Origin of the sequence: Enterocloster alcoholdehydrogenati, assembly GCF_013282095.1 — a bacterium.
Lineage (GTDB): Bacteria > Bacillota > Clostridia > Lachnospirales > Lachnospiraceae > Enterocloster > Enterocloster alcoholdehydrogenati.
Genome location: NZ_BLTJ01000008.1, coordinates 152427 through 172549, shown reverse-complemented (window position 1 = coordinate 172549; position 20123 = coordinate 152427). Strand labels below are relative to the sequence as shown.

20 protein-coding genes are annotated in these 20123 nt (G+C 49.3%); 6 read left to right on the top strand and 14 right to left on the bottom strand.

Annotation, left to right across the window (positions count from 1 at the left end; all coding sequences use genetic code 11):
• Nucleotides 1–69: 69 nt before the first annotated feature.
• The 4 genes from HW447_RS10930 to HW447_RS10915 all read right to left on the bottom strand — a co-directional run bounded on the left by HW447_RS10930 (nt 70) and on the right by HW447_RS10915 (nt 4356).
• Nucleotides 70–1755 carry a glycosyl hydrolase family 18 protein gene (locus HW447_RS10930; RefSeq protein WP_176255298.1) on the bottom strand — a complete coding sequence of 562 codons (1686 nt, stop codon included), beginning with the start codon at nt 1753–1755 and terminating at the stop codon, nt 70–72.
• A 238-nt stretch (nt 1756–1993) separates the two neighbouring features.
• The gene (locus tag HW447_RS10925; RefSeq protein WP_176255297.1) at nt 1994–2248 is read right to left on the bottom strand and encodes a hypothetical protein; all 255 of its coding nucleotides are present in this window, start codon (nt 2246–2248) and stop codon (nt 1994–1996) included.
• An 87-nt stretch (nt 2249–2335) separates the two neighbouring features.
• On the bottom strand, nt 2336–2926 hold the full coding sequence (locus HW447_RS10920) for a hypothetical protein (RefSeq protein WP_243176276.1): 591 nt from the start codon (nt 2924–2926) through the stop codon (nt 2336–2338).
• Entirely contained in the window at nt 2917–4356 is a 1440-nt protein-coding gene (locus HW447_RS10915) for a serine/threonine protein kinase (RefSeq protein WP_176255296.1), read from the bottom strand. Before HW447_RS10915 ends, HW447_RS10920 begins: the two co-directional genes overlap by 10 nt.
• 219 nt (nt 4357–4575) lie before the next feature.
• Here HW447_RS10915 and HW447_RS10910 point away from each other — a divergent pair, with 219 nt between their 5' ends.
• Nucleotides 4576–5316: an adaptor protein MecA gene (locus HW447_RS10910; RefSeq protein ID WP_176255295.1), complete on the top strand. Its 741-nt coding sequence runs from the start codon at nt 4576–4578 to the stop codon at nt 5314–5316.
• Between the two features lie 747 nt (nt 5317–6063).
• Here HW447_RS10910 and HW447_RS10905 read toward each other — a convergent pair.
• Complete coding sequence (locus HW447_RS10905) at nt 6064–6264, bottom strand: DUF1858 domain-containing protein (RefSeq protein ID WP_176255294.1); 201 nt, start codon at nt 6262–6264, stop codon at nt 6064–6066.
• A gap of 376 nt (nt 6265–6640) precedes the next feature.
• Here HW447_RS10905 and pflB point away from each other — a divergent pair, with 376 nt between their 5' ends.
• From pflB to pflA, 3 genes are all read left to right on the top strand, one after another.
• The gene (gene pflB / locus HW447_RS10900) at nt 6641–8734 is read left to right on the top strand and encodes a formate C-acetyltransferase (protein ID WP_176255293.1); all 2094 of its coding nucleotides are present in this window, start codon (nt 6641–6643) and stop codon (nt 8732–8734) included.
• A 139-nt stretch (nt 8735–8873) separates the two neighbouring features.
• Nucleotides 8874–9119 carry an autonomous glycyl radical cofactor GrcA3 gene (grcA3, locus tag HW447_RS10895; RefSeq protein WP_176255292.1) on the top strand — a complete coding sequence of 82 codons (246 nt, stop codon included), beginning with the start codon at nt 8874–8876 and terminating at the stop codon, nt 9117–9119.
• Nucleotides 9120–9232: 113 nt separating this feature from the next.
• Entirely contained in the window at nt 9233–9985 is a 753-nt protein-coding gene (gene pflA, locus HW447_RS10890; RefSeq protein WP_176255291.1) for a pyruvate formate-lyase-activating protein, read from the top strand.
• Nucleotides 9986–10093: 108 nt separating this feature from the next.
• On the opposite strand, the gene HW447_RS10885 is transcribed toward pflA, so the two are convergent.
• The 5 genes from HW447_RS10885 to HW447_RS10865 form a co-directional block, all read right to left on the bottom strand.
• Nucleotides 10094–10960: a sugar phosphate isomerase/epimerase family protein gene (locus tag HW447_RS10885; RefSeq protein WP_176255290.1), complete on the bottom strand. Its 867-nt coding sequence runs from the start codon at nt 10958–10960 to the stop codon at nt 10094–10096.
• Nucleotides 10961–10975: 15 nt separating this feature from the next.
• Nucleotides 10976–11977, bottom strand: a complete 1002-nt coding sequence (locus tag HW447_RS10880) for a Gfo/Idh/MocA family protein (protein WP_176255289.1) — start codon at nt 11975–11977, stop codon at nt 10976–10978.
• Nucleotides 11978–12054: 77 nt separating this feature from the next.
• Entirely contained in the window at nt 12055–13248 is a 1194-nt protein-coding gene (locus HW447_RS10875; RefSeq protein ID WP_176255288.1) for a Gfo/Idh/MocA family protein, read from the bottom strand.
• A gap of 36 nt (nt 13249–13284) precedes the next feature.
• Nucleotides 13285–14181 carry a sugar phosphate isomerase/epimerase family protein gene (locus HW447_RS10870; protein ID WP_176255287.1) on the bottom strand — a complete coding sequence of 299 codons (897 nt, stop codon included), beginning with the start codon at nt 14179–14181 and terminating at the stop codon, nt 13285–13287.
• Between the two features lie 182 nt (nt 14182–14363).
• Nucleotides 14364–15593: a helix-turn-helix domain-containing protein gene (locus HW447_RS10865; protein ID WP_176255286.1), complete on the bottom strand. Its 1230-nt coding sequence runs from the start codon at nt 15591–15593 to the stop codon at nt 14364–14366.
• 198 nt (nt 15594–15791) lie between these two features.
• Here HW447_RS10865 and HW447_RS10860 point away from each other — a divergent pair, with 198 nt between their 5' ends.
• Together HW447_RS10860 and HW447_RS10855 are read left to right on the top strand one after the other, a co-directional pair.
• A complete protein-coding gene (locus tag HW447_RS10860) occupies nt 15792–15959 on the top strand; it encodes a DUF362 domain-containing protein (RefSeq protein WP_176255285.1) in 168 nt (55 codons plus the stop codon).
• A gap of 176 nt (nt 15960–16135) precedes the next feature.
• Nucleotides 16136–16873 (top strand): gamma-glutamyl-gamma-aminobutyrate hydrolase family protein, encoded by a 738-nt coding sequence (locus HW447_RS10855; RefSeq protein ID WP_243176275.1) that lies wholly within the window; start codon nt 16136–16138, stop codon nt 16871–16873.
• Here HW447_RS10855 and HW447_RS10850 read toward each other — a convergent pair.
• The 4 genes from HW447_RS10850 to trpD all read right to left on the bottom strand — a co-directional run bounded on the left by HW447_RS10850 (nt 16857) and on the right by trpD (nt 20101).
• The gene (locus HW447_RS10850) at nt 16857–17657 is read right to left on the bottom strand and encodes a hypothetical protein (protein WP_176255283.1); all 801 of its coding nucleotides are present in this window, start codon (nt 17655–17657) and stop codon (nt 16857–16859) included. The two genes, HW447_RS10855 and HW447_RS10850, sit on opposite strands and share 17 nt — an antisense overlap.
• Nucleotides 17654–18220, bottom strand: coding sequence for an RNA polymerase sigma factor (locus HW447_RS10845; RefSeq protein WP_176255282.1), 567 nt, complete (start codon nt 18218–18220; stop codon nt 17654–17656). Before HW447_RS10845 ends, HW447_RS10850 begins: the two co-directional genes overlap by 4 nt.
• Nucleotides 18221–18372: 152 nt before the next feature.
• Nucleotides 18373–19053 carry a phosphoribosylanthranilate isomerase gene (locus tag HW447_RS10840; protein WP_176255342.1) on the bottom strand — a complete coding sequence of 227 codons (681 nt, stop codon included), beginning with the start codon at nt 19051–19053 and terminating at the stop codon, nt 18373–18375.
• 1 nt (nt 19054) lies between these two features.
• Nucleotides 19055–20101: an anthranilate phosphoribosyltransferase gene (gene trpD, locus HW447_RS10835; RefSeq protein WP_176255281.1), complete on the bottom strand. Its 1047-nt coding sequence runs from the start codon at nt 20099–20101 to the stop codon at nt 19055–19057.
• Between the last annotated feature and the right edge of the window lie 22 nt (nt 20102–20123).

Here is a 20123-nt window from a genome sequence, read left to right as displayed (position 1 = left end):
GTATATTATCATTTCCCCCAACCTATTCACATGAATGTGAATGACGCTTATACAGCTTTCTCTTCCTGTTTACTGTACCTGAGACACAATATCCCAGATATTGCTGTCCTCAAATCCCAGTTTCCAGCAGGCAACTCCCGCCAGGTTATACTCCCTTATCTGGTCAATCTTAAGCCCCAGGGACTTTTCCTCCTCCATCCAGATAGACTGAGTACCGTTTTCCCCGGAAACCTGTCCATAATATACTCCCAGTTCATCCTGCCATTCAAGCTCCACTCCATTTTCCTCCACCCACTTTTTTGCATCCCGAATTCCGTAGGCCTTTGAAGTGGTTTTCCCATCCTTCTCCGTCCAGACTCTTGTATAAAAGGGAACACTGTTAATCACTTTTTCCTTCGGCACCTCTTTCAATGTATCCGCAATCCCGTTTTTTACATAAGAAATAGAAGCCACAGGTCCCGGCTCTCCTCCCGCATAGTGCTCGTCGTAGCCCATAACAATCACGTAATCAGCCACAATTCCCTGTTCCTTACGATTATAAAATGCAGTATAAGCTGAAGGCACATAGTTATCCACGGACAGCACCAGTCCCCGTTTGCGGCAGGCAACCGACATTTCACGGATAAACTGGACGTAATGTGGGCCGGCCTCTGACTTAAGACTCTCAAAATCCAGGTTAAAGCCGTCAAAGCCGTAGGTATCCGCTTCCTTCATCAGGTTTTCAATCAGTTTTTTCCGTTTGCTGGTTACAGACATCAGTTCCTTTGTATCCAGCTTTTGTACACTTTCCCTGGTGCTCACATTTTCCACCATAGCCCATACCTTAAGCCCCATTGCGTGAGCCTGATCCACATAGTCTTTGCTTGCAAGGGAGGTATAGGTTCCGTCATTTCCCGTCACATTAAACCAGGTAGGAACGATAACATTCATTCCTTTTGCCACTTTGGCATACTTTTCCAGAGTAGAATTTGCTTCCTTTTTCGTCACCTGATGAAAGCCCAGACGCACCTTTTCATCCATGGAAATGCTTGTATATACAGGAGCTTTAAATTCGCTCACAGGCGTTGTCTCCTGAAGCTTTCCCAGACGGCTGTTTTTAATATAACCTATATATCCATCCTCCGTCCGCACCTTTGACCACCGCTCCATGGGCTCTAAAACCTGTACCATGCTGTCTTTTGAAAGCTCAGTGATAATATTGCTTTTAATTCCGCCTTTTTCCCGCAAAATTCCCTTTCTGCGGATCCTGGCCGTCTGCATCGGCTCCCAGAGCGTATCAATAAACACCCTTTTGATCTGGCTGGTGTCAAAGGACTGCTGACGGATGTCGGAATAATTCATCACAAGTCCCAGAGACAGGTAGGCCTCTTTATCCTTTATCTTTAAAAGAGGGCCCGCTTCTCCCATTGTATTCTCATCGGCATAGACGATCTCCTCTGGAAGTGTATATACTAAAAGCTGTTCCGTCTGATCCCAGTAGAATCTTTCATTGACAGCCTTATTCACCCAGCTTACCGGAAGATACACCTGCCCGTCCTCATAAATTCCCTTTTCATCCTGAAGCTCATTATTTAAAATAATTGCCACCTCATCGCCCCTGACCTGGAATAATTCTGCCTTATCCGCCAGTTCCTTTCCAGGCATATACCGCCTTCCGATGACAAAGCCTGCCAGTGCTCCTGCAAGCAGCAGCAACGCAAACACTGTCAAAAGGAGAGGGGCCACAGCGCGCTTCTTTCTTCTTCTGCTCCTCATTTTTATCCTCCGATCCTGTGTGACGTGCTCCCAGGCTCTTTCCTTCCCCCATCTTCACAGGATAAGCCGGAACACTCTGATATATTTTCTATTCTACCATAGAATCACAGGAAAGAGGAATAAAAATAGGAAAATGCCGTTTTAAACTCCACCGTCTGCTTGCAGGCCAGAACGGCATCCCATCCTGATAACAGCAGTTTTAAAACGGCATTCCCATCAGAAGAAAAATCTTATTCGTTTATCTTCCTATTTTTCCGGGAGCAGTCAGGTAGACGCGGTCAAAGCGTATTTCTTTTAATCTGCCCTGTTCCGAACAGATAAAATCCCCCATATAAAAGCCGCCGTCCTCTCCTGTCTCAAAGATACGATTCCACTCCTCTTCCAGACACTCAATTCCGTCTACCAGCACGGCTACTCCCTTGTCTTTAAAACGTCTGAGGCCATCCAGGTAATTCATCTGCTGCCTTTTAACCTCTGTCTGCTCTTTATACATAAATGTAAACCTCCCGACAGAAGCCCTTTTCTCCCCTGGAGGTAAAACGTGACATACCACTTCCCTTGAAAAAGGCTTCTGCTCTTCTTATCTTTTGTCAAATACATCTGCAAACCACTCCATGGCCCTCCTGTCCACCAGAAACGCATCTGCTGAAAGTGGGATTCTTCTGAGAGGAATACGAAACTGTTTCTCAATCTCTCTTCTTATGGTCTCGCTGCCAAAGGCAGCCATACAGCTCCATCCTTCTCCCAGCGTTTCCTCTTCTGTAAGAAATCCCAGAAATGCATTCAGTTTCCATTCTGACAGGGCCGCGGTAAGGATCCTGTTTGAGCACCGGAACCACTCTGGCCGGATCTGCGGTCTCATGGGGCCAAAGTCAATAAGGATCTCTTCATAGCCGGACCGGATACAGGACGCCAAAGCTTCCTTTTCCCCCTGAGGATAATAGTCCACATCCAGAATCCGAAACGCTTTCGCCTCCTCTGCTTTCTTTCCCTCCGGCCCAGCTTTTAACCGAATCAGACTGTTGTGCCCGCTCCACTCCACCACTGCTGTCCTTTTCTGACAGCAGCCGGACAGATAATTAGCGCTCCACAAGGTCAGGTGGGTAGCTCCCGTGGCCCTTCCCGCTCCGATGATCCCTGTAATACGGGTTCTCTGTACATTCACCGCCACAGCCATCTCCTCCTTGGGCTTACTGTCCTATTTGGAGCAGCATCCAAATCTCCTTCCATCTGCTCTGAAACCTTTTTCCACACTGCTTTTAAGAATCCTTCCGTTTCCCTGTCCAGGCAGAAAGGATCCTCATATGCGGGGCTTGCAAACATCGCAGTTTCCGGGAAAATTCTTTTTCGTTCCCGCTTCCCCTTGCCCGGTCCCCGCCGCACAATCACCAAAGAAAACTGCCTTTTTCCATCCGTTTTCACTTCGGAAAATACCTCTGCCATGCGTTCTGTCTGTTCCCTCTCCCACAGGTTATGACAAACAACGCCAACACAGCCCTGGCTGTCTCCCTCTAATTCCTGTGCCGCCCCTTTCCAGTCTGTCCCAAAATCTTCCAGAACAACTTCAAACTCCTCCTTTAATTCCCCAAGATCCGCTGCCGACCCATACCAGGGCCGAAGGGCGATTCCCTTCAGCTTAAGGATCCCGTTTTCATCTGCTCTGGCCCCTCCCAGAGCCTCTGCCAGATTTCTCACAGCCCTTGAATGGTTGCATTCCACATAGAGGGTTCTCATTCCCCGCCCATTTAAATAGGCGCAGAGACCAAACCCCAGGTGGGTTGCCCCTGCTCCGGATCGATTGCCCACAAGGACGATTTTCTGAGATGATATTGCCATATGCTCTGTTGCGACCTTTCCCCCGCTCCATCGGTCCGCCGACCGTTTTGCAGCCAAAACCCGTTCCAGAGCTTCCTTTACCTCCTTCACAGATCTGTACCGCTGGTCCATATCCCGCTCCATACATTTCCCGATCACCGCCTCAAAGGCGTCTGACAGCTCCGGTTTCCTGCCGGCGTCCGGCTTCAGGGTTCCCTGTACCATGAATCGGAGGACCGCACCAATGGCATAAAGATCGGTCCTTTCATCTAAGGGCTGGTCAGAGGTATATTGCTCAGGCGCTGCACAGCCTTCCGTGCCGTAACGCTTTCCTGGGGCATTGGCGCAGATTCGATCCGCCGCATGATCAAAATCAATAAGCCGCACCGTATCGTTCCAGATGATCAGGTTATTTGGTTGTAAATCTAAATGTAAAATGGGTTCATGACAAGAATGATGTAAATATTCAACAAGAGAACAGATCTGCAGTCCGTACCGAACTGCCGACGTTTCCTGAAATGTACCCTGATCTTTTATCAGGGCATATAGAGAATGGCCTTCCAGATATTCCTCGATCAGATAAAAATGATCCGCATCCTCCTCCAGGTCATAAACCATGGGGATTCCCGGATGCTTCAGTTCCTTAAGTACCAGAGCTTCCCTGCAGAATGCAGCGTGATCCACCTTGTACTTAGGCACACACTTGACTGCACGGTACTCGTCCAGTCCCAGATGACGGGCCTTCCAGACTGTACCTGCACGGCCTGACCCCGCCTTTCGGATCAATTCATACTTTCCAAACAGTACCTCTCTCCTTCTTCCCCCTCCTTTCGTTACAATATCATCTCATGCCGCAATCTTACTCTCATTTATGTAACTTGTCTATGGTCGACAGGATAACCACTTTAAATTTTTTTCATATCTACATTGATATTTTCCCCTGTTATGTAGTATATTTATGTTGTGGAAGTCTACACATTTTTATACAGAACAGGAAGTGATCCGATGAAGATAGAACGAATCAATGAAAATCAGATACGATGTACCCTTACCAGCTTTGACTTAAGCGCCCGCAATATCAACATTATTGAACTTGCCTACGGTACGGAAAAAGCCAGAAATCTGTTTCGCGAAATGATCCAGCGAGCCTCCAGCGAAGTGGGATTTGAGGCGGAGGATATTCCGCTGATGGTCGAGGCGATCCCTCTTTCTTCTGAAAGCATTATGCTGGTGATCACAAAGATCGAGGATCCAGAGGAATTAGATACCCGCTTTGCCCGATTCTCTCCCTCTGCACCAGAAGAGGCAAATCCTGCACTTTCCGGACTGCCGGATGAGTTTCTGGAAGGAGCAGGGGATATTGGCCGCCTTATGGCCGGGCATATGAGTGATGCTCCCGACCATGGGCCGACGTCCGAGGAGACTGAAAGCGGTTCTGACAAACCGGTAGGAAAGCCAATCCGCATCTTCCTTTTTGACAGTCTGGATCGGACTGCTGAAGCCGCAAAGGCAGCGGCAGACATCTGCACCGCATCCAATGCCCTTTACAAAAAACCCCATACACGCCAGTATTATCTGGTTCTAAACCGCGGGGCTGCCGATGACCGCGATTTCTCCAGAGTATGTAATATCTTAGCCGAATACGGCTCAAAATTCTCCGGCGATCACGCCAGCGAAGCTTATTTTAAGGAGCATTATGAGGTTGTTATCGGGGAAAATGCACTGAAAAAATTACAGCTGATTTAGGGCAGTTTACCAGAAATGCACCTCTGCTGCATCTGTTTACAGCCCTTTCAGGCAGGTTCCATTGGAGCCTGCTTTTCCTGTTTTTAACACCTTTTTAAACATTTTTTGTGCAGTATATCCAATTTTTATGTGTTATATTCTTCAGTTATTAACATTGATACCCCCAAATATAATTGTTATAATAATTTCTCATTCTTTGGGATGTACATGGATAGCGTTTATTACCCCCTCCCATCAGCAGCACATCCTCCTGGTTTCCTTTTCATAAAATCATTACTGCCATCTTCCCTGAATCCATGCTATAATTGAAGAAAGAGAGATACTCTATGGATAGACATGAAAAAACGATTCATGAGCTGAATCTGGATTTAAACTATATCTGCCGTGTCATTTATAATTTTGAAAAAGACTGATTCCCAACAGGGCTTAAACTATTTTTGTGAGATCGAAAGCCTGGAATGAACAGGCAATGACGTGCGCTCTGTACCATCGGATTAAAAAGCAACGAGGATTATATAGCGGTCAATGGAAATGTGGTTGTAAAGGAAGGAACGCTGACCCGTATGGACGAAGAGAAAACCACATATGAGGCGAACAAACTTGCGGCGGAATATATCAATCAGCCATAATGTTCACAGCCAAAGCAGAAGGACTGCTCAGGCATACCGCATCCGGTATGTCAAAGCAGTCCTCTCGGATCGTTTCCAGCCAGCGCTTTCGTGCGCCCTTTTCTTATCCGGCCCTTTCTTACTTGTCAGCCAGGATCTCGTTCATCTGAGATACCAGAGTGTCGCAGTCGATGCCGTGAACCATGCAGGCTTCTTCCAGGGACTCAGCCTGAGAAGCAGGGCAGCCCAGGCAGTGCATACCAGCACCCATAAGCATCTGCGGAATCAGCTCATGCATATTGATCAATTCGCCGATGAGCATTGTCTTTTCAATCTTCATATATTTTTTCCTCCTTTGATATGTCATACTTTCGCTGTAAAAGTATTCTTTGCGTTTCCATTCGCTTTTATCAGCATAATACATTTTGTTTTTTTTGGCAAGCCCTGTATTTTCCTGTGTCCTTTTCATTATTTTCTGGTATAGTATTCTATGAATATAAGCTGTGTATTTTTTCGGATACAGTATACAATATCCTGTAAATCGTTGCAAATGCAACAGAAAAAACAGCCGGCTTATAGTAGACTTAATTCATCCAATGAGATACCATTAAACCGTATCCCAAACCCAATGCTTTACAGATTTCCCCGCTGCCTGTTTTAAAAGCAGATATGAACGGAATCTGAAAGCCGATCACATTTTACAGGAGGAAACGTCCATGAGAACAGAATGGAACACATTTACACCGGGTGTATGGCAGCGCGAGATCAATGTCCGCGACTTCATCCAGAAAAACTATACCCCATATGACGGCGATGATGCCTTTCTTGAAGGACCCACAAAGAATACTGAGGATCTGTGGGCCCAGGTAATGGAGCTGTCCGCAAAGGAGCGGGAGGCCGGCGGCGTACTGGATATGGATACGAAAGTCATTTCCACTATTACGTCTCATGGACCCGGATACCTGAATAAAGACAAGGAAACCATTGTCGGTTTCCAGACAGATAAGCCTTTTAAGCGTTCCTTACAGCCCTACGGCGGTATCCGCATGGCGATGAAAGCCTGCCAGGACAACGGCTATGAGGTGGATCCTGAGATTGTTGAGTTCTTCACAAAACACCGCAAGACCCATAACGCAGGTGTATTCGATGCCTATACTCCTGAGATGAGAGCCTGCCGCTCCAGCCACATTATCACAGGCCTTCCTGATGCTTACGGCCGCGGACGCATCATCGGCGACTACCGCCGCGTAGCCCTCTACGGTGTAGATGCACTGATCCAGGAGAAGAAGGAGGAAAAGGATTCCACAAGAACCATTATGTACTCTGACGTAATCCGTGAGCGTGAGGAGCTTTCCGAGCAGATCCGGGCTTTAGAGGAGTTAAAGGAACTGGGACAGATCTACGGCTTTGATATTTCACAGCCTGCAAAGGACGTAAAAGAAGCAATCCAGTGGCTCTACTTCGGCTACCTGGCAGCAGTAAAGGAGCAGAACGGCGCGGCTATGTCTCTGGGGCGCACTTCTACCTTCCTGGACATTTATGCAGAGCGTGATCTGAAGGCAGGCACCTATACAGAGGAGCAGATTCAGGAGTTTGTAGACCACTTTATCATGAAACTGCGTCTGGTGAAATTTGCCCGCACTCCTGAGTACAACGAACTGTTCTCCGGCGATCCCACCTGGGTAACGGAGTCCATCGGAGGCATCGGTCTGGACGGACGCCATATGGTGACAAAGATGTCCTTCCGCTACCTTCACACCTTAAGCAATCTTGGCACGGCTCCCGAACCCAACCTGACCGTACTGTGGTCCACAAGACTTCCTGAGGCGTTTAAGCGTTTCTGTGCAAAAACTTCCATCGAGTCCTCCTCCATCCAGTACGAAAATGACGATCTGATGCGCGTGACCCACGGTGACGACTACGCCATTGCCTGCTGTGTATCCAGTATGCGTGTAGGTAAGGAAATGCAGTTCTTCGGCGCAAGAGCCAACCTGGCAAAGTGCCTGCTCTACGCAATCAATGGCGGTGTGGACGAGATCTCCGGAAAGCAGATCGGCCCCAAGTACCGTCCGATTACCAGCGAATACCTGGATTATAATGAGGTAATGGACCGGTATAAAGATATGATGAAATGGCTGGCAGGCGTCTATGTAAACGCTCTGAATATCATCCACTACAACCATGACCGCTACTGCTACGAGCGTCTCCAGATGGCGCTTCATGACAAGAAGGTAACACGGTGGTTTGCTACCGGTATTGCCGGCCTGTCTGTAGTGGCTGACTCCTTATCTGCCATTAAGTACGCAAAGGTAAAAACCGTGCGCAATGAAAACGGTATTGTAACCGATTATATTGTAGAGGGAGATTTCCCAAAATATGGAAACAACGATGACCGGGTAGATCAGATTGCAGCAGACCTGGTACACATTTTCATGAACTATATCAAGGGCAATCATACCTACCGGGGCGGTATCCCCACCACGTCCATCCTGACCATCACTTCCAATGTGGTATATGGAAAGAATACCGGTTCTACACCGGACGGAAGAAAGGCCGGACAGCCCTTTGCTCCGGGAGCCAACCCCATGCACCACAGAGACAGCCGTGGCGCTGTTGCTTCCCTGGCATCGGTTGCAAAGCTTCCCTTCCGTGACGCCCAGGATGGTATTTCCAACACCTTCTCCATCATCCCCGGCGCTCTTGGAAAGGACGATCAGGTATTTATGGGCGACCTGGAAGTGGAGCTGAATGGCTGCGCTGCCTGCGAAACCGGCGGAAACCTGTTTGAGGGGCTGGATGACCAGAACTAATGCCCACTGCGCATAGACTGCCAAAAGTCCCACGGCCCTTAAAGGGCATTCACACAGCCTTTAAGGGCCAGAAGCGGGAGATACCGCTTCAGATACACAATGAAACACATTTTATTCTAAGAAAGCGAGGAACATAGTTATGGTAAAAGCAAGTGAAGCACAGATCGACAACCTGGTAGCCCTGTTAGACGGATATGCCGCCGAGGGCGGACACCATTTAAATGTTAATGTATTTTCCAAAGAAACCCTTTTAGACGCCCAGGCTCATCCTGAGAAATACCCCCAGCTGACCGTGCGTGTTTCCGGATACGCAGTAAACTTTAACAAGCTGACAAAGGCGCAGCAGGACGAGGTTATCTCCAGAACCTTCCACGGTTCTATCTAATTAGAAACCCAACGCTGTATCTGCCTTTACGGCAGACCGGGCAGGTGCCAAAATACATCTGCCCGCTGCTGCGGCAGATCTTATGGTAAATTAACAGGAAGGGAGTTTTCATTATGTCAGGACGGGTACATTCCATTGAAAGCTGCGGCACCGTAGACGGACCGGGAATACGCATGGTGGTATTTTTAAGCGGATGTCCCATGCGCTGTCTCTATTGCCATAATCCCGACACCTGGGATCCAAAGGGAGGGACGCTTACCTCTGTGGATGAGATTTTGGCCCAGTATGATAAAATGAAGCACTTCTACACCAAGGGAGGGATTACGGTCAGCGGAGGAGAACCGTTAATGCAGATCGGCTTTGTCACAGAACTTTTTGCAGAAGCAAAAAAACGCGGCATCCACACCTGCCTCGATACCTCCGGCATTACCTTCCGCTCCGATTCCCCGGCCCTTCTGGAGCAGTTTGACAGGCTGACTGCGGTAACAGACCTGGTGCTCCTTGATATAAAGCACATTGACCCCAACGAGCACGAAAAGCTCTGCAGCCAGCCTCAGCAGCCGGTAATGGCCTTTGAGGCATATCTGGAGCAAAAGGGCATCCCCGTATGGATCCGCCATGTAGTAGTTCCTGGTATCACTGATAAGGAGGAATATCTTCTGCGTCTGGGCCGGTATCTGGGAACGCGTTCCAATATCAAAGCGCTGGACGTGCTCCCCTATCACGATATGGGAAAGGTAAAATATAAAAACCTGGGGATCCCCTATCCTCTGGAATCCACTCCCCCTCTGTCAAAGGAGGCGGCGGCAAAGGCCAGACAGGTGATCCTCGCGGGAATGAGGGAGAGCCGGTCAGGCCGGCACTGACGGCCTAAACCCGATCGCTGCATCCCAAAAAACAGCCTGTACAGGCAAAAAATACGCTTCACCAGCAAGGTCACTTAACCTGTTCCTTCCAGTGAAGCGTATTTTTACTTAATCCAGTTTGAACCAATCCTCATATCCCAGCTTAATCAGATTATCACGGCTGATCTTTAAGCTCTCAAACGGGTCTCTTCCGTATGTATCATCCTGTTCAATGAGGAAGTATTCACTTCCGCCTGCCAGGCCGGCCTCAATACAGGCTTTAATGGGAAGATTTCCCTCTCCTACCTCCGCAAACTGTACATTTGAGGTAAATGCCTCCATGAACTTCTTAGGATCAAACGGCCCCTCCGGAAGTTTTACCTCCGCGATACGGTAATCCTTTAAATGAAGGAGACGGATCCGTCCGTCATACTTGCGGATAAACTCTACCGGGTTTTCGCCGCCTCTCTGGATCCAGTGAATATCCAGCTCAAATCCCATATGCTTTGTATTGTCCTTGATAATATCCAGCAAATACTCTCCGTCGTATTTTACAAACTCTACATGATGGTTGTGATAGTACAGGTCAATGCCGTGCTCCTTTAAACGCGCTGCCATCTCGTCTGCCCTTTTTACAAAATCGATGGCCTTTTCCCGGCTGCCCATACAGGTCATGGGAAGCATACCGATGCGCAGCATATCACAGTCTACTGCTTTACAGTCTGCTACGATCTTATCAAAATCGCTGACCAGGTACTCTCCCGGCATCCCCTCCATCATAGGCTCTAAGGATGCGCTGCAGGCGGCAATCTTGATGCCGAACTCATCGCAGGCCTTCTTCATGCCCTCTACATTTTCCTTTGTCATGGGGATCTGGGAAACCTCTACACAGTGATATCCCAGTTCTGCGCAGGCCTTCAGTGTTCCATATGCTCCCAGTTCATCGATTTTTGATTTGATGGTACTCATCTGAATACCGATTAACCCTTTTTTCATGTCTTTAGCTCTCCTTTATAACGAAATATAGGCTCCTGTCTCTCCTGCTCTCAGGATCCCGCAGATCAGACGGATGCTCATCTCCCCGTCCTTTGCGCTTACATAGCTGCGTTCTCCTGTTTCCAGAGAGTGATAAAACTCACTGATCAGCTTCTGATGGCTGGCGCCGTAATAAAACTTGGTTCCAGGCATTTTCCGATCCTCCGCCAGCTTTTTGACCGTTCCATCCTCCATAACCTGATATAAAATATTGTCATAAATACGGAACTCGCCCTTCTCCATCTGAACTACGATCTGCACCGGTTCATTTTTAAAATTGGCGTTGGTGGCCATAAAAAGTCCCCTGGCTCCATTTTCATAATCCAGACTGGCACTGACTGTATCCTCCACCTCAATACCATAATCTAAAATCTGACTGACAGTGGCCCTGACACCCCTGATCTTTCCTCCCAGATAGGAGAGCAGATCCAACGTGTGTATGGCCTGGTTCATCATACAGCCGCTTCCTGCGGTCTCCCATCGGCCTCTCCAGGGCTTACAGTCATAATACTCCTTCGGCCTGTACCACGGCACATTTCCCCGGATACCGGTAACAGATCCATATTCCTTGCTGTCTATGAATGTTTTTAACAGCTCTACCGTTTCATTTCTCCGGTTCTGGAGGCAGATTCCGATCTGGAGCTTTGGGTAGTCCATTTCCAGTCTGGAAAATGCCTCCGCCTCGGCTGTGCTGACTGCCATGGGCTTTTCGCAGAATACGTGGACACCCATGCCCGCCGCTTCTTTCGCTACCGGGTAATGCAGGTAATGGGGAAGACATATATGAACACAGTCCGGTTTCTCCGCCCGGATCATCTCCTTATAGTCCCTGTAAAATGGCACTCCCTGAGGAGCCTGAGCTTCCTTTGCTTCGTCACTGTCGCAGACGGCGCAGAGTATGATCTGCGGATCTGCCTGGATCGCTGCCATATGGATGGGGTAAATATCTCCCATTCCGATGATCGCTGCCCGTTTCATCTGTCTTTCTCCATCTCCTTTTCTGTAATCCCGGCATTTTTTGCTGATCCCCCGGTATCCGGTTTCCCTGAGCGCTCCTATCTTGTGGGGAATTTGCCTTCTTCTGCAATCTTCTTGTTTAGCTCTGACAGATATACATCCTCATCTACAGGCATATCTACTTCCCTGCCCAGCCAGTCGGACAGAAGGATTGCATTTGCCAGTCTTACGCCGTTGATGCCGTCAGATCCGGGAGCCAGCAGAGGGGTTCCCTCCAGGATATGGCAGGCAAAATTCTCCATAACAGTGGTATGCTGTACGCCCCATCCATCTGTATTTTCAAAAGTCTCTGTGGTATATAAGCCTTCGCCGCCAGCGGAATTTCCGGATGTAATCTTTGCAAGCTCCATCATGGACATGGTGGCGTTTAACTCATCTTCATTCTTGTTTAAGCGGTAAACGGTAGCTGTCTTGCTGCCCTCCACTACGATCTTTCCACCCTCTAAGTCGATCTCAAGGCGGTCGGTTCCGATGGGATCATGGGTACAGGTAATAAAGCTTCCTGTAGCGCCGTTTGGATATTCCGTCACAACAGTAACGTCATTTTCCACCACGATCTCTCTGTGGCAGCCGTAAAGGCACTTTGCATATACCTTGCTTGGAACGCCGCAGATCCACTGCCAGAGATCCAGCTGGTGCGGCGCCTGATTAACTAAAACGCCTCCTCCTTCACCGCCCCAGGTAGCTCTCCAGTCACTCTGGCGGTAATAGCTGTCCGGTCTCCACCAGGAATTGATGATCCAGTTGGAACGGCGGATCTGTCCCAGTTCACCGGAAGCAATCAGTTCTCTGATCTTCTGATAAAGTACATTGGTACGCTGATTGAACATAATGCCGAAGGCTACGTCAGGATGAGCTGCCGCGCAGTCATTCATGCGGTGAACATCCTTTGCATATACGCCTGCCGGCTTTTCTACCAGCACGTTCATACCGTGCTCCAGGCAGTAAATGGCAATCTCTGTATGGAGGTAGTGGGGAACTGTGGTGATCACAGCGTCAACAGTGCCTGATTCTACCATTTCCTTCCAGTCTGTAAAAAATGGAATCTCCGGATACTTCTCTCTGCACATAGCCTCCTTTGCAGGATCGATATCGCAAAGCGCGCCTAATGCGCAGTGGGGCGGGCACTCTGGCGCCGGCATACCTGGGAATCCTCCCTTCCCTGTTAAAAATCCTGCGTAAGCACCGCCCTGTGCGCCGATTCCGATTAAGCCGTATCTGATCTTATCCATGTTTCTATTTCTCCTTTCGCTGAATGAATGATATGTTTATGCTTCCGTTTTGTACGATACTCCGATCTCATCCAGGATTTTGGTGAGCGCACGATACTGCATGGCGTAGCCTTCAGCTCCGTCTTTTGCCTTATTTTCCCGGATGATGTTCTCTGTAGACTCCGTCTCTAAGGACTGGAGCGCGTCAAAAATTACCAGATGAGGCTCTAATGTAAGGAATCCCTCATAATTTTCTCTGTTAACAGCCCGGTCTAACAGAAAGCGGATCTTTCCTTCTCCTGTGCCGCAGACTACGTTTTCCCGATTGGAGGATACGGCGTCTTTGATGTGGATATAGGCCACATGGTCGTGAAGCAGCTCCCAGCAGACTTCAGGATCCTCGCCGCACTGTACAAAGTTCGCAAAGTCGAATGCCGCTTTAAAATGAGGGCTTCCCAGGGTGTCTAAAATAATCCTGCAGCGCGCTCCGGTATCTCCGTAGATATCTTTTTCATTTTCATGGATCAGCACAACGCCGTGTGAAGCGGCAATGGCATCGAACTTTTTCAGCTTTTCGATTACAGTCTCACGATAGCTGTCGGGATCAGAGCCTTCCGGCATATAGAAGCTGAACATACGGATGTAGCGGCAGTCTAATACCCTGCAGATCCGGCACAGTTCTTCTAACTGGCCAAGCTGCGTCTCAAATGCCTCTTCGTCATCAATCTGGATCTTTCCAATCGGAGAGCCCAGGGAGGACACCTTCACTCCTGCTTTTTCCAGCCTTGGAAGAAGCTTTTCGCTGACCTCCTCTGCTGTATAGTCGGCAATTCCCTTTTTGTCTGCAGTCCGCAGGGATATGTACTTCATGCCCAGTTCCGTGACGACACGGAGCTGTTCGTCAAAATCAGGGCTGATCTCGTCTGCGAAACCGGAAATAAAAATCTTACCCATGGTTCATTCCTCCTGTATATGTTTGGATCTGTGCTGCTGTCCGTTCTCTTATCTGCTGACACTTATCCAGCAGATACATATTTTGTTTCACTATGCACATAGCTTATCACATATAATCCGAAACAATTAGGATTTTTTACGGTAAAAATAGTAAAAAACAAGGGTCAGTCAGGAATTTTTGTCTATTGAATTTCCTTATTTTTATAATTCTCGGCCTCTTTTTTGTGAAGCATATTTCTGTATTCCCTGGGCGTTTTTCCTGTGCTTTTCTTAAAAATCCTGATAAAGTAGGCCACATCTCCGATCCCTACCTCCTCGGCGATCTGCTGGATCTGCATCTGGGTGCTGTTAAGATACCATATGGCGCGGCGGATCCGTTTCTGATTTACATAAGAAGTAAGGGTGGAATTCACCTCCTTGCGGAAAAGCTCTGAAAGATAGCCGGAGCTGACGGAAAATTTCTCTGAAATGCTCTTCAATGACAGATCTCCGGACAGGTTAAGATCGATATAATTTATCACCTTCTGGATCACGGGCGCATAGCCCTTTAAAGAATAGTTGTTCACCAGCAGGGAGTATTTTCTTACCATGCTGCTGCGTATTCTGGCTGCATCCTCCGCCGTATATACAGTCTCGATCAGCTTTGCAAACTTGGCAGAAAGACGGTCAATGTGAACGGGATGGACGCCGCCGAACTCGGCAGCCTTGCGGCAGATGGTGTTTAGCGTAATCAGCAGGTTTCTGTGGTCTCTGTATACATCCATGTATCTTCTGGAAATCTTATACCGCCCAAGACCGGAAAGAGCACGAAAGCCTTCTTCTATATTTCCTGTAGAAATGGCATTCATCAGATCTCGCTCCCTCTTATACCGTTCTTCGATCAGCTTCATGGAAACAGCCTCTTCCTCCTGCTGTTCTTTGGTCCATTTGCTGTCCTCCCATGTTTCCAGCTCGGATTCTATGAAATGAACCGTTGTCTTTTCGGTATTGTGGAAGGTACGGCAGATGGATGAAATCAGGTTCATCCAGGCTTCATAATCCCGGATCACGGGCATGGAGTTGTACCAGGTTTCCAGTTCCTCTAACACGGATGCCGGGATGCTCCGTTTTCTCATGGCTTCGCTCAGATGATGCCACTCCAGCTTTTTCTGGCGGTAGGGCCCGATGACGGCAGCCTGGTCTTTTGGCAGGCGGAACATACAGTATTCCTCATCAAAGGAATCGCAGATCACATAGAGGACGCCGCCCTCCTTATCCCGGCTCAGTTTCTTAAGTCCCTGGCTTAAAAACCGGGAGCCGGCGGGATCGTTTTCCCCCTGCTCCTGTTTCTGCTCCCCCAGAGAGCAGATTCTAACATCCACGTTATAGCTGTCTGTCACCAGCCTTAAGCATTCCAGCAGCTCCAGTTTCATCCTTACGCCTCCCCAAAATTCCCTTTTGCTTTGTGTCTGGCTTCATTGTAGGCGGTATATGCAGGAATGTCAATGAACCTTGCTCTTGAATTTATACATCAGTATTCTGTTAAGGAACGATTTTCCTCTTGAATAATTAGGGATTTTAGTATAGAATATAAAGACAATGTATACAATAATAAAGGAGGTACTTTGATCATGGCACACGTAATTACTGACGCTTGCGTAAGCTGCGGAAGCTGTGCTGGCGAATGTCCAGTAAATGCAATCTCTGAGGGAGACGGCAAGTATGTAATCGACGCTGACGCTTGCATCGACTGCGGAACCTGCGCAGCTGCTTGTCCTACAGGCGCTATCGAGGCTTAATTGAAGCTACATAAAAAGACCACTGCAAACCCGCTGTACGGCGGAGGAAACAGTGGTCTTTTTTATATTGAATTGACATATGCCTGAATCGTTACATATACTCATCCGGCCCGTGACCCGCATAGAATAGATCAAGGCCTTCCACATAAATAAAAGTCCCTGAAAGGATGTTGTACATGATCTCTCAGAAACCCATCATTGGCATCACGCCGTCTCACAATACAGAAAATAACGATACCAGCCTGCGCCCTGGTTATCCGCGGGCCATTGCCGCGGCAGGAGGACTTTCCATCCTGCTTCCCCTGGAGGGTACGGATGAGGACTGGAGACAGCTGGCGGCCATGTGCAGCGGCTTTCTTTTTTCCGGCGGCCCGGATCTGCACCCCTTTTTATTGGGGGAAGAGACACATCCCGCCTGCAAAAATGTATCCCCGGCCAGGGATTCCATGGAAATCCGGCTGCTCCATGCGGCCATGGAGCTTAAACGGCCTGTATTTGGCATCTGCCGGGGAATCCAGCTTTTAAATGTAGCTTTAGGGGGAACGATTTACCAGGATATTCCCAGCCAGAGGGAACAGGATTTTCCTGTGGCCCACCAGCAGCCCTTTTACTATACCACACCCTCTCACCATGTAAAGGTGAAAAAGGGAAGCCTTTTGGCAAAGGCCTGCGGCGGGCTGGAACGCATCGGCGTAAACAGCTGCCACCATCAGGCCGTCCGCCAGCCGGCTCCGGGACTGACTGCCACAGGCTGGGCCTCTGACGGGATCATTGAGGCTCTTGAGAAACCGGATTATCCCTTCTTTTTAGGCGTCCAGTGGCATCCGGAATATCTCTGGCAAAAAGATCCTGCTGCCATGGGATTATTCACAGCCTTTGTAGATGCCTGCACCAGGGTTATTTCCCATCAATGATCTCCCCGGCCATCTGATAAAAGTCCTCCGGGGACAGTCCCGTATCAAAGCCAAACAGGGTATATAAATGTCCGTTGTCCTCCCAGGAAAGACTCTGAAGGGTCTGGTCTGTGATCTTATCTGAACCGTAGGCAATCATCAGGTCTCCCGCTTCCGACTTAGCGATCTCCTCAGCCGTCATCTCATAGTCCGGGGGAACCATGCGGTAATGATTGCTGCTGTAGCCAAGGGTGATGCCGCCGTGCTCCTCGGTCTGATCCCAGGCGCTCTCCTTATCCATCAGAGGGCTCTTAGATACGTCCAGATACAGGTCTTTCTGTCCTTCCTTTGAATAAGTAAGGGACAGATCCTGCTGCTCCTGCACTACATTTCCAGACTCGTCCTGTCCCTGGCTGTAAACGGGAACGCCGCTCACAAAGCGGTAGCCGTTTGAAAATGTTTCCGGCGCCTTTACGTCAAAGCCTATCTCATTTTCCGCCGCTGTCAGCTGGCTGTACTGGGTAAATTCATCATCATGGCTGGAAAATGAATAAGACATGGTTGCCTTTCCCGCCGCTACTGCTGTCATGGCGCCAATGATACAGATGGCTGCCGTTACTGCTGCTGTTTTGCTTATATTCCATCTTCTCCTCATAGAACCTTCCTCCTCTATCCTCTGATTTACTGCTCTGCACATACGCTCTGCGTCCTCAGGCCCGGTCTTTAAGGCATTGGCCCGCTCTTTGAGCGTTTCCCTCAAGGTGCGCTCCAGTATCTCGTTTTCTCTGTCTGTAAGCTGCCTCATAAAAGTGCCTCCTCTCCCATGGCATCCCTGGCCATCAGCGCTGTTTTCAGATTCTTCCTGGCTGTAAACAGCCGGGATTTTACCGTTCCTTCAAGACAGCCCATAACGGACGCGATTTCCTTTGCGGACATATCGTTGTAATAGTAAAGCACCAGTACCGTGCGCTGCTTTACCGGAAGGGCGGCGATGGCCTTTAAAAGCTCCTGTTTTCCGGAAGCGCTTACCACTTCGTCCAGAACCGAGTACCCAGAGGGCGTATCCTCTGAAAACACTTCCTCCACGGGCTGCTCTCTCCTGCCCCGTCTGCCCGTCCGCCATGCTTCTCTGGTCATGGTCTTGTAGAGCCATTTTCCGATATGCTCAGGATCCCGGATCCTCATACGTCCGGCCCAGCAGGCAGCAAAGGTCTCCTGAACGATATCTTCACTGTCCGCCCGATTTCCCGCTATGAGATAAGCCGCCCGCAAAAGTCCCGGGTAAAACTGTTTCATCAGCTCATCAAAGGCATCCCGGTCCCCCGATATCATCCTGCGCGCCAGACCTGCGGCCCACTGTTCCTCCATGGCTGTTCCTCCTTATTGCTCAGTCCTGCATCCAATATATCGCCGCGGCAATACAGAGCTGATTCATTGCTGTATTTTGGTGCACCTGTTATATAGAGGCATTTAAGGGGAGATTGGTTCATTTTATAATAAAAGATTTTTAATAAAAGATCTTATTGCTCTCTCACTGTCCCGACTGCCTCCCTCATCTTCCTCTCATCCTTTCTCCCCTCCGTCTCCACGGCGCTGCTGATGTCGATGCAGCAGGCGCCGGAGGAAACGGCGCGGGGAATGGTCTGGAGGGTGATTCCTCCGGCCAGGAAAAAGGGCCGGGTGTCTGGGGGGATAAGGCTCCAGTCAAATTGGCTGCCGCTTCCGCCATAGGTATCTTTAGTCCAGGTGTCATACAGAAGATAGTCGCAGGGAAGAGACTGTGCTGATTCTATATCACGGAAGGTGCGGACACGGACCGCCTTAATGACGGGAAGGCGTGTTTTGGATTTAAGCTCCCGGATGTAGGAAGCATCCTCATCCCCATGAAGCTGGATCAGATCAATCACCGGCCCGGCAGAAACGCCATGTGCCTCCGCCGCCAGGGACAAAATCAGATTTATGGGTGCATTTACAAAAACCCCCACGGCTCTGATCCGCGGATCCAGAGCCGCTTTCAGCCGCACTGCCTGAGACACGGTAATCCGACGGGAACTTTCGGCAAAAACAAAGCCAATGTAGTCCGGCAGAATACGGTTTGCAGCCCGGATATCTTCAGGACGGCTCAAGCCGCAGATCTTGATTTTACAGGAAGGCCGCAGGCTACGCGTTTTTTCTGTACCATCACAATAAAGCCCTGTCATTTCATCCTGCATCATCTGTTCCCTTTTCCTCTCCCGCAGCCATTCTTGACGCCGCTGCAAACTCTTCCATTTTTTGGAATGCCGCGCCGGATTCTATCAGTTCCCTGGCCGTCCTGATGCAGTCTCTGACCGTACAGTGATCTGTTCCCAGGTACAGACTTAGGGCTGAATTCAGCACTACCACATCTTTCTTCGGGCCGGTGAGCGTTCCTGAAAGTATATCCCTTGTGATCTGTGCATTCTCCTCTGGCGTGCCTCCCTTTAAATCCTCAGGAGCACAGGGGGACAATCCAAGCTCTTTTGGTGTAATATCATAGCTGGTCAGTTCTCCAAAACGGATCTCACATACATGGGTTGGACCAGTGAGCGTAGCTTCATCCAGGCCGTCGCCCCCGCATACTGCCATGCCGCGTGTTACTCCCAGATTTGCCAGCACCTGGGCCAGCGGCTGCACCAGCTTTCTGCTGTACACGCCCAAAAGCTGCATGGAAGCGTTTGCAGGGTTAGAAAGAGGGCCAAGAATATTAAAAATACTGCGGATGCCGATCTCCCTGCGGACAGGGGCTGCATATTTCATAGAGGAATGATAGGCCGGGGCAAAGAGAAAGCACATTCCGGTCTGCTCCAGTACTGCCTCTGCCTGCTCTGGGGTAAGATCCAGCCGCACCCCCAGACACTCCAGCACATCTGCCGCCCCGCTTTTGCTGGATACGCTGCGGTTTCCGTGTTTTGCCACCCGAATCCCTCCCGCAGCCGCCACAAAGGCGCTGGTAGTGGAGATATTAAAGGTGCCGGCCTCGTCGCCTCCGGTGCCTACGATGTCCATAACCGGAAACGGCGGCCTCAGACACAGCGCCTTATCCCGCATCACCTGAGCGCAGGCGGTGATCTCGTCGATGGTTTCTCCTTTTATTCGGAGAGCGGTGAGAAATGAGGATATCTGAGCCTGGGTGGCTTCTCCGCTCATTATCTCATCCATTACCTTTCTTGTCATTTTAAAATCCAGGTTCTTTCCCTCTACCAGGTGATGAATCGCGTTCTGAATCATATAAATACCCCTTTCTGTCCTG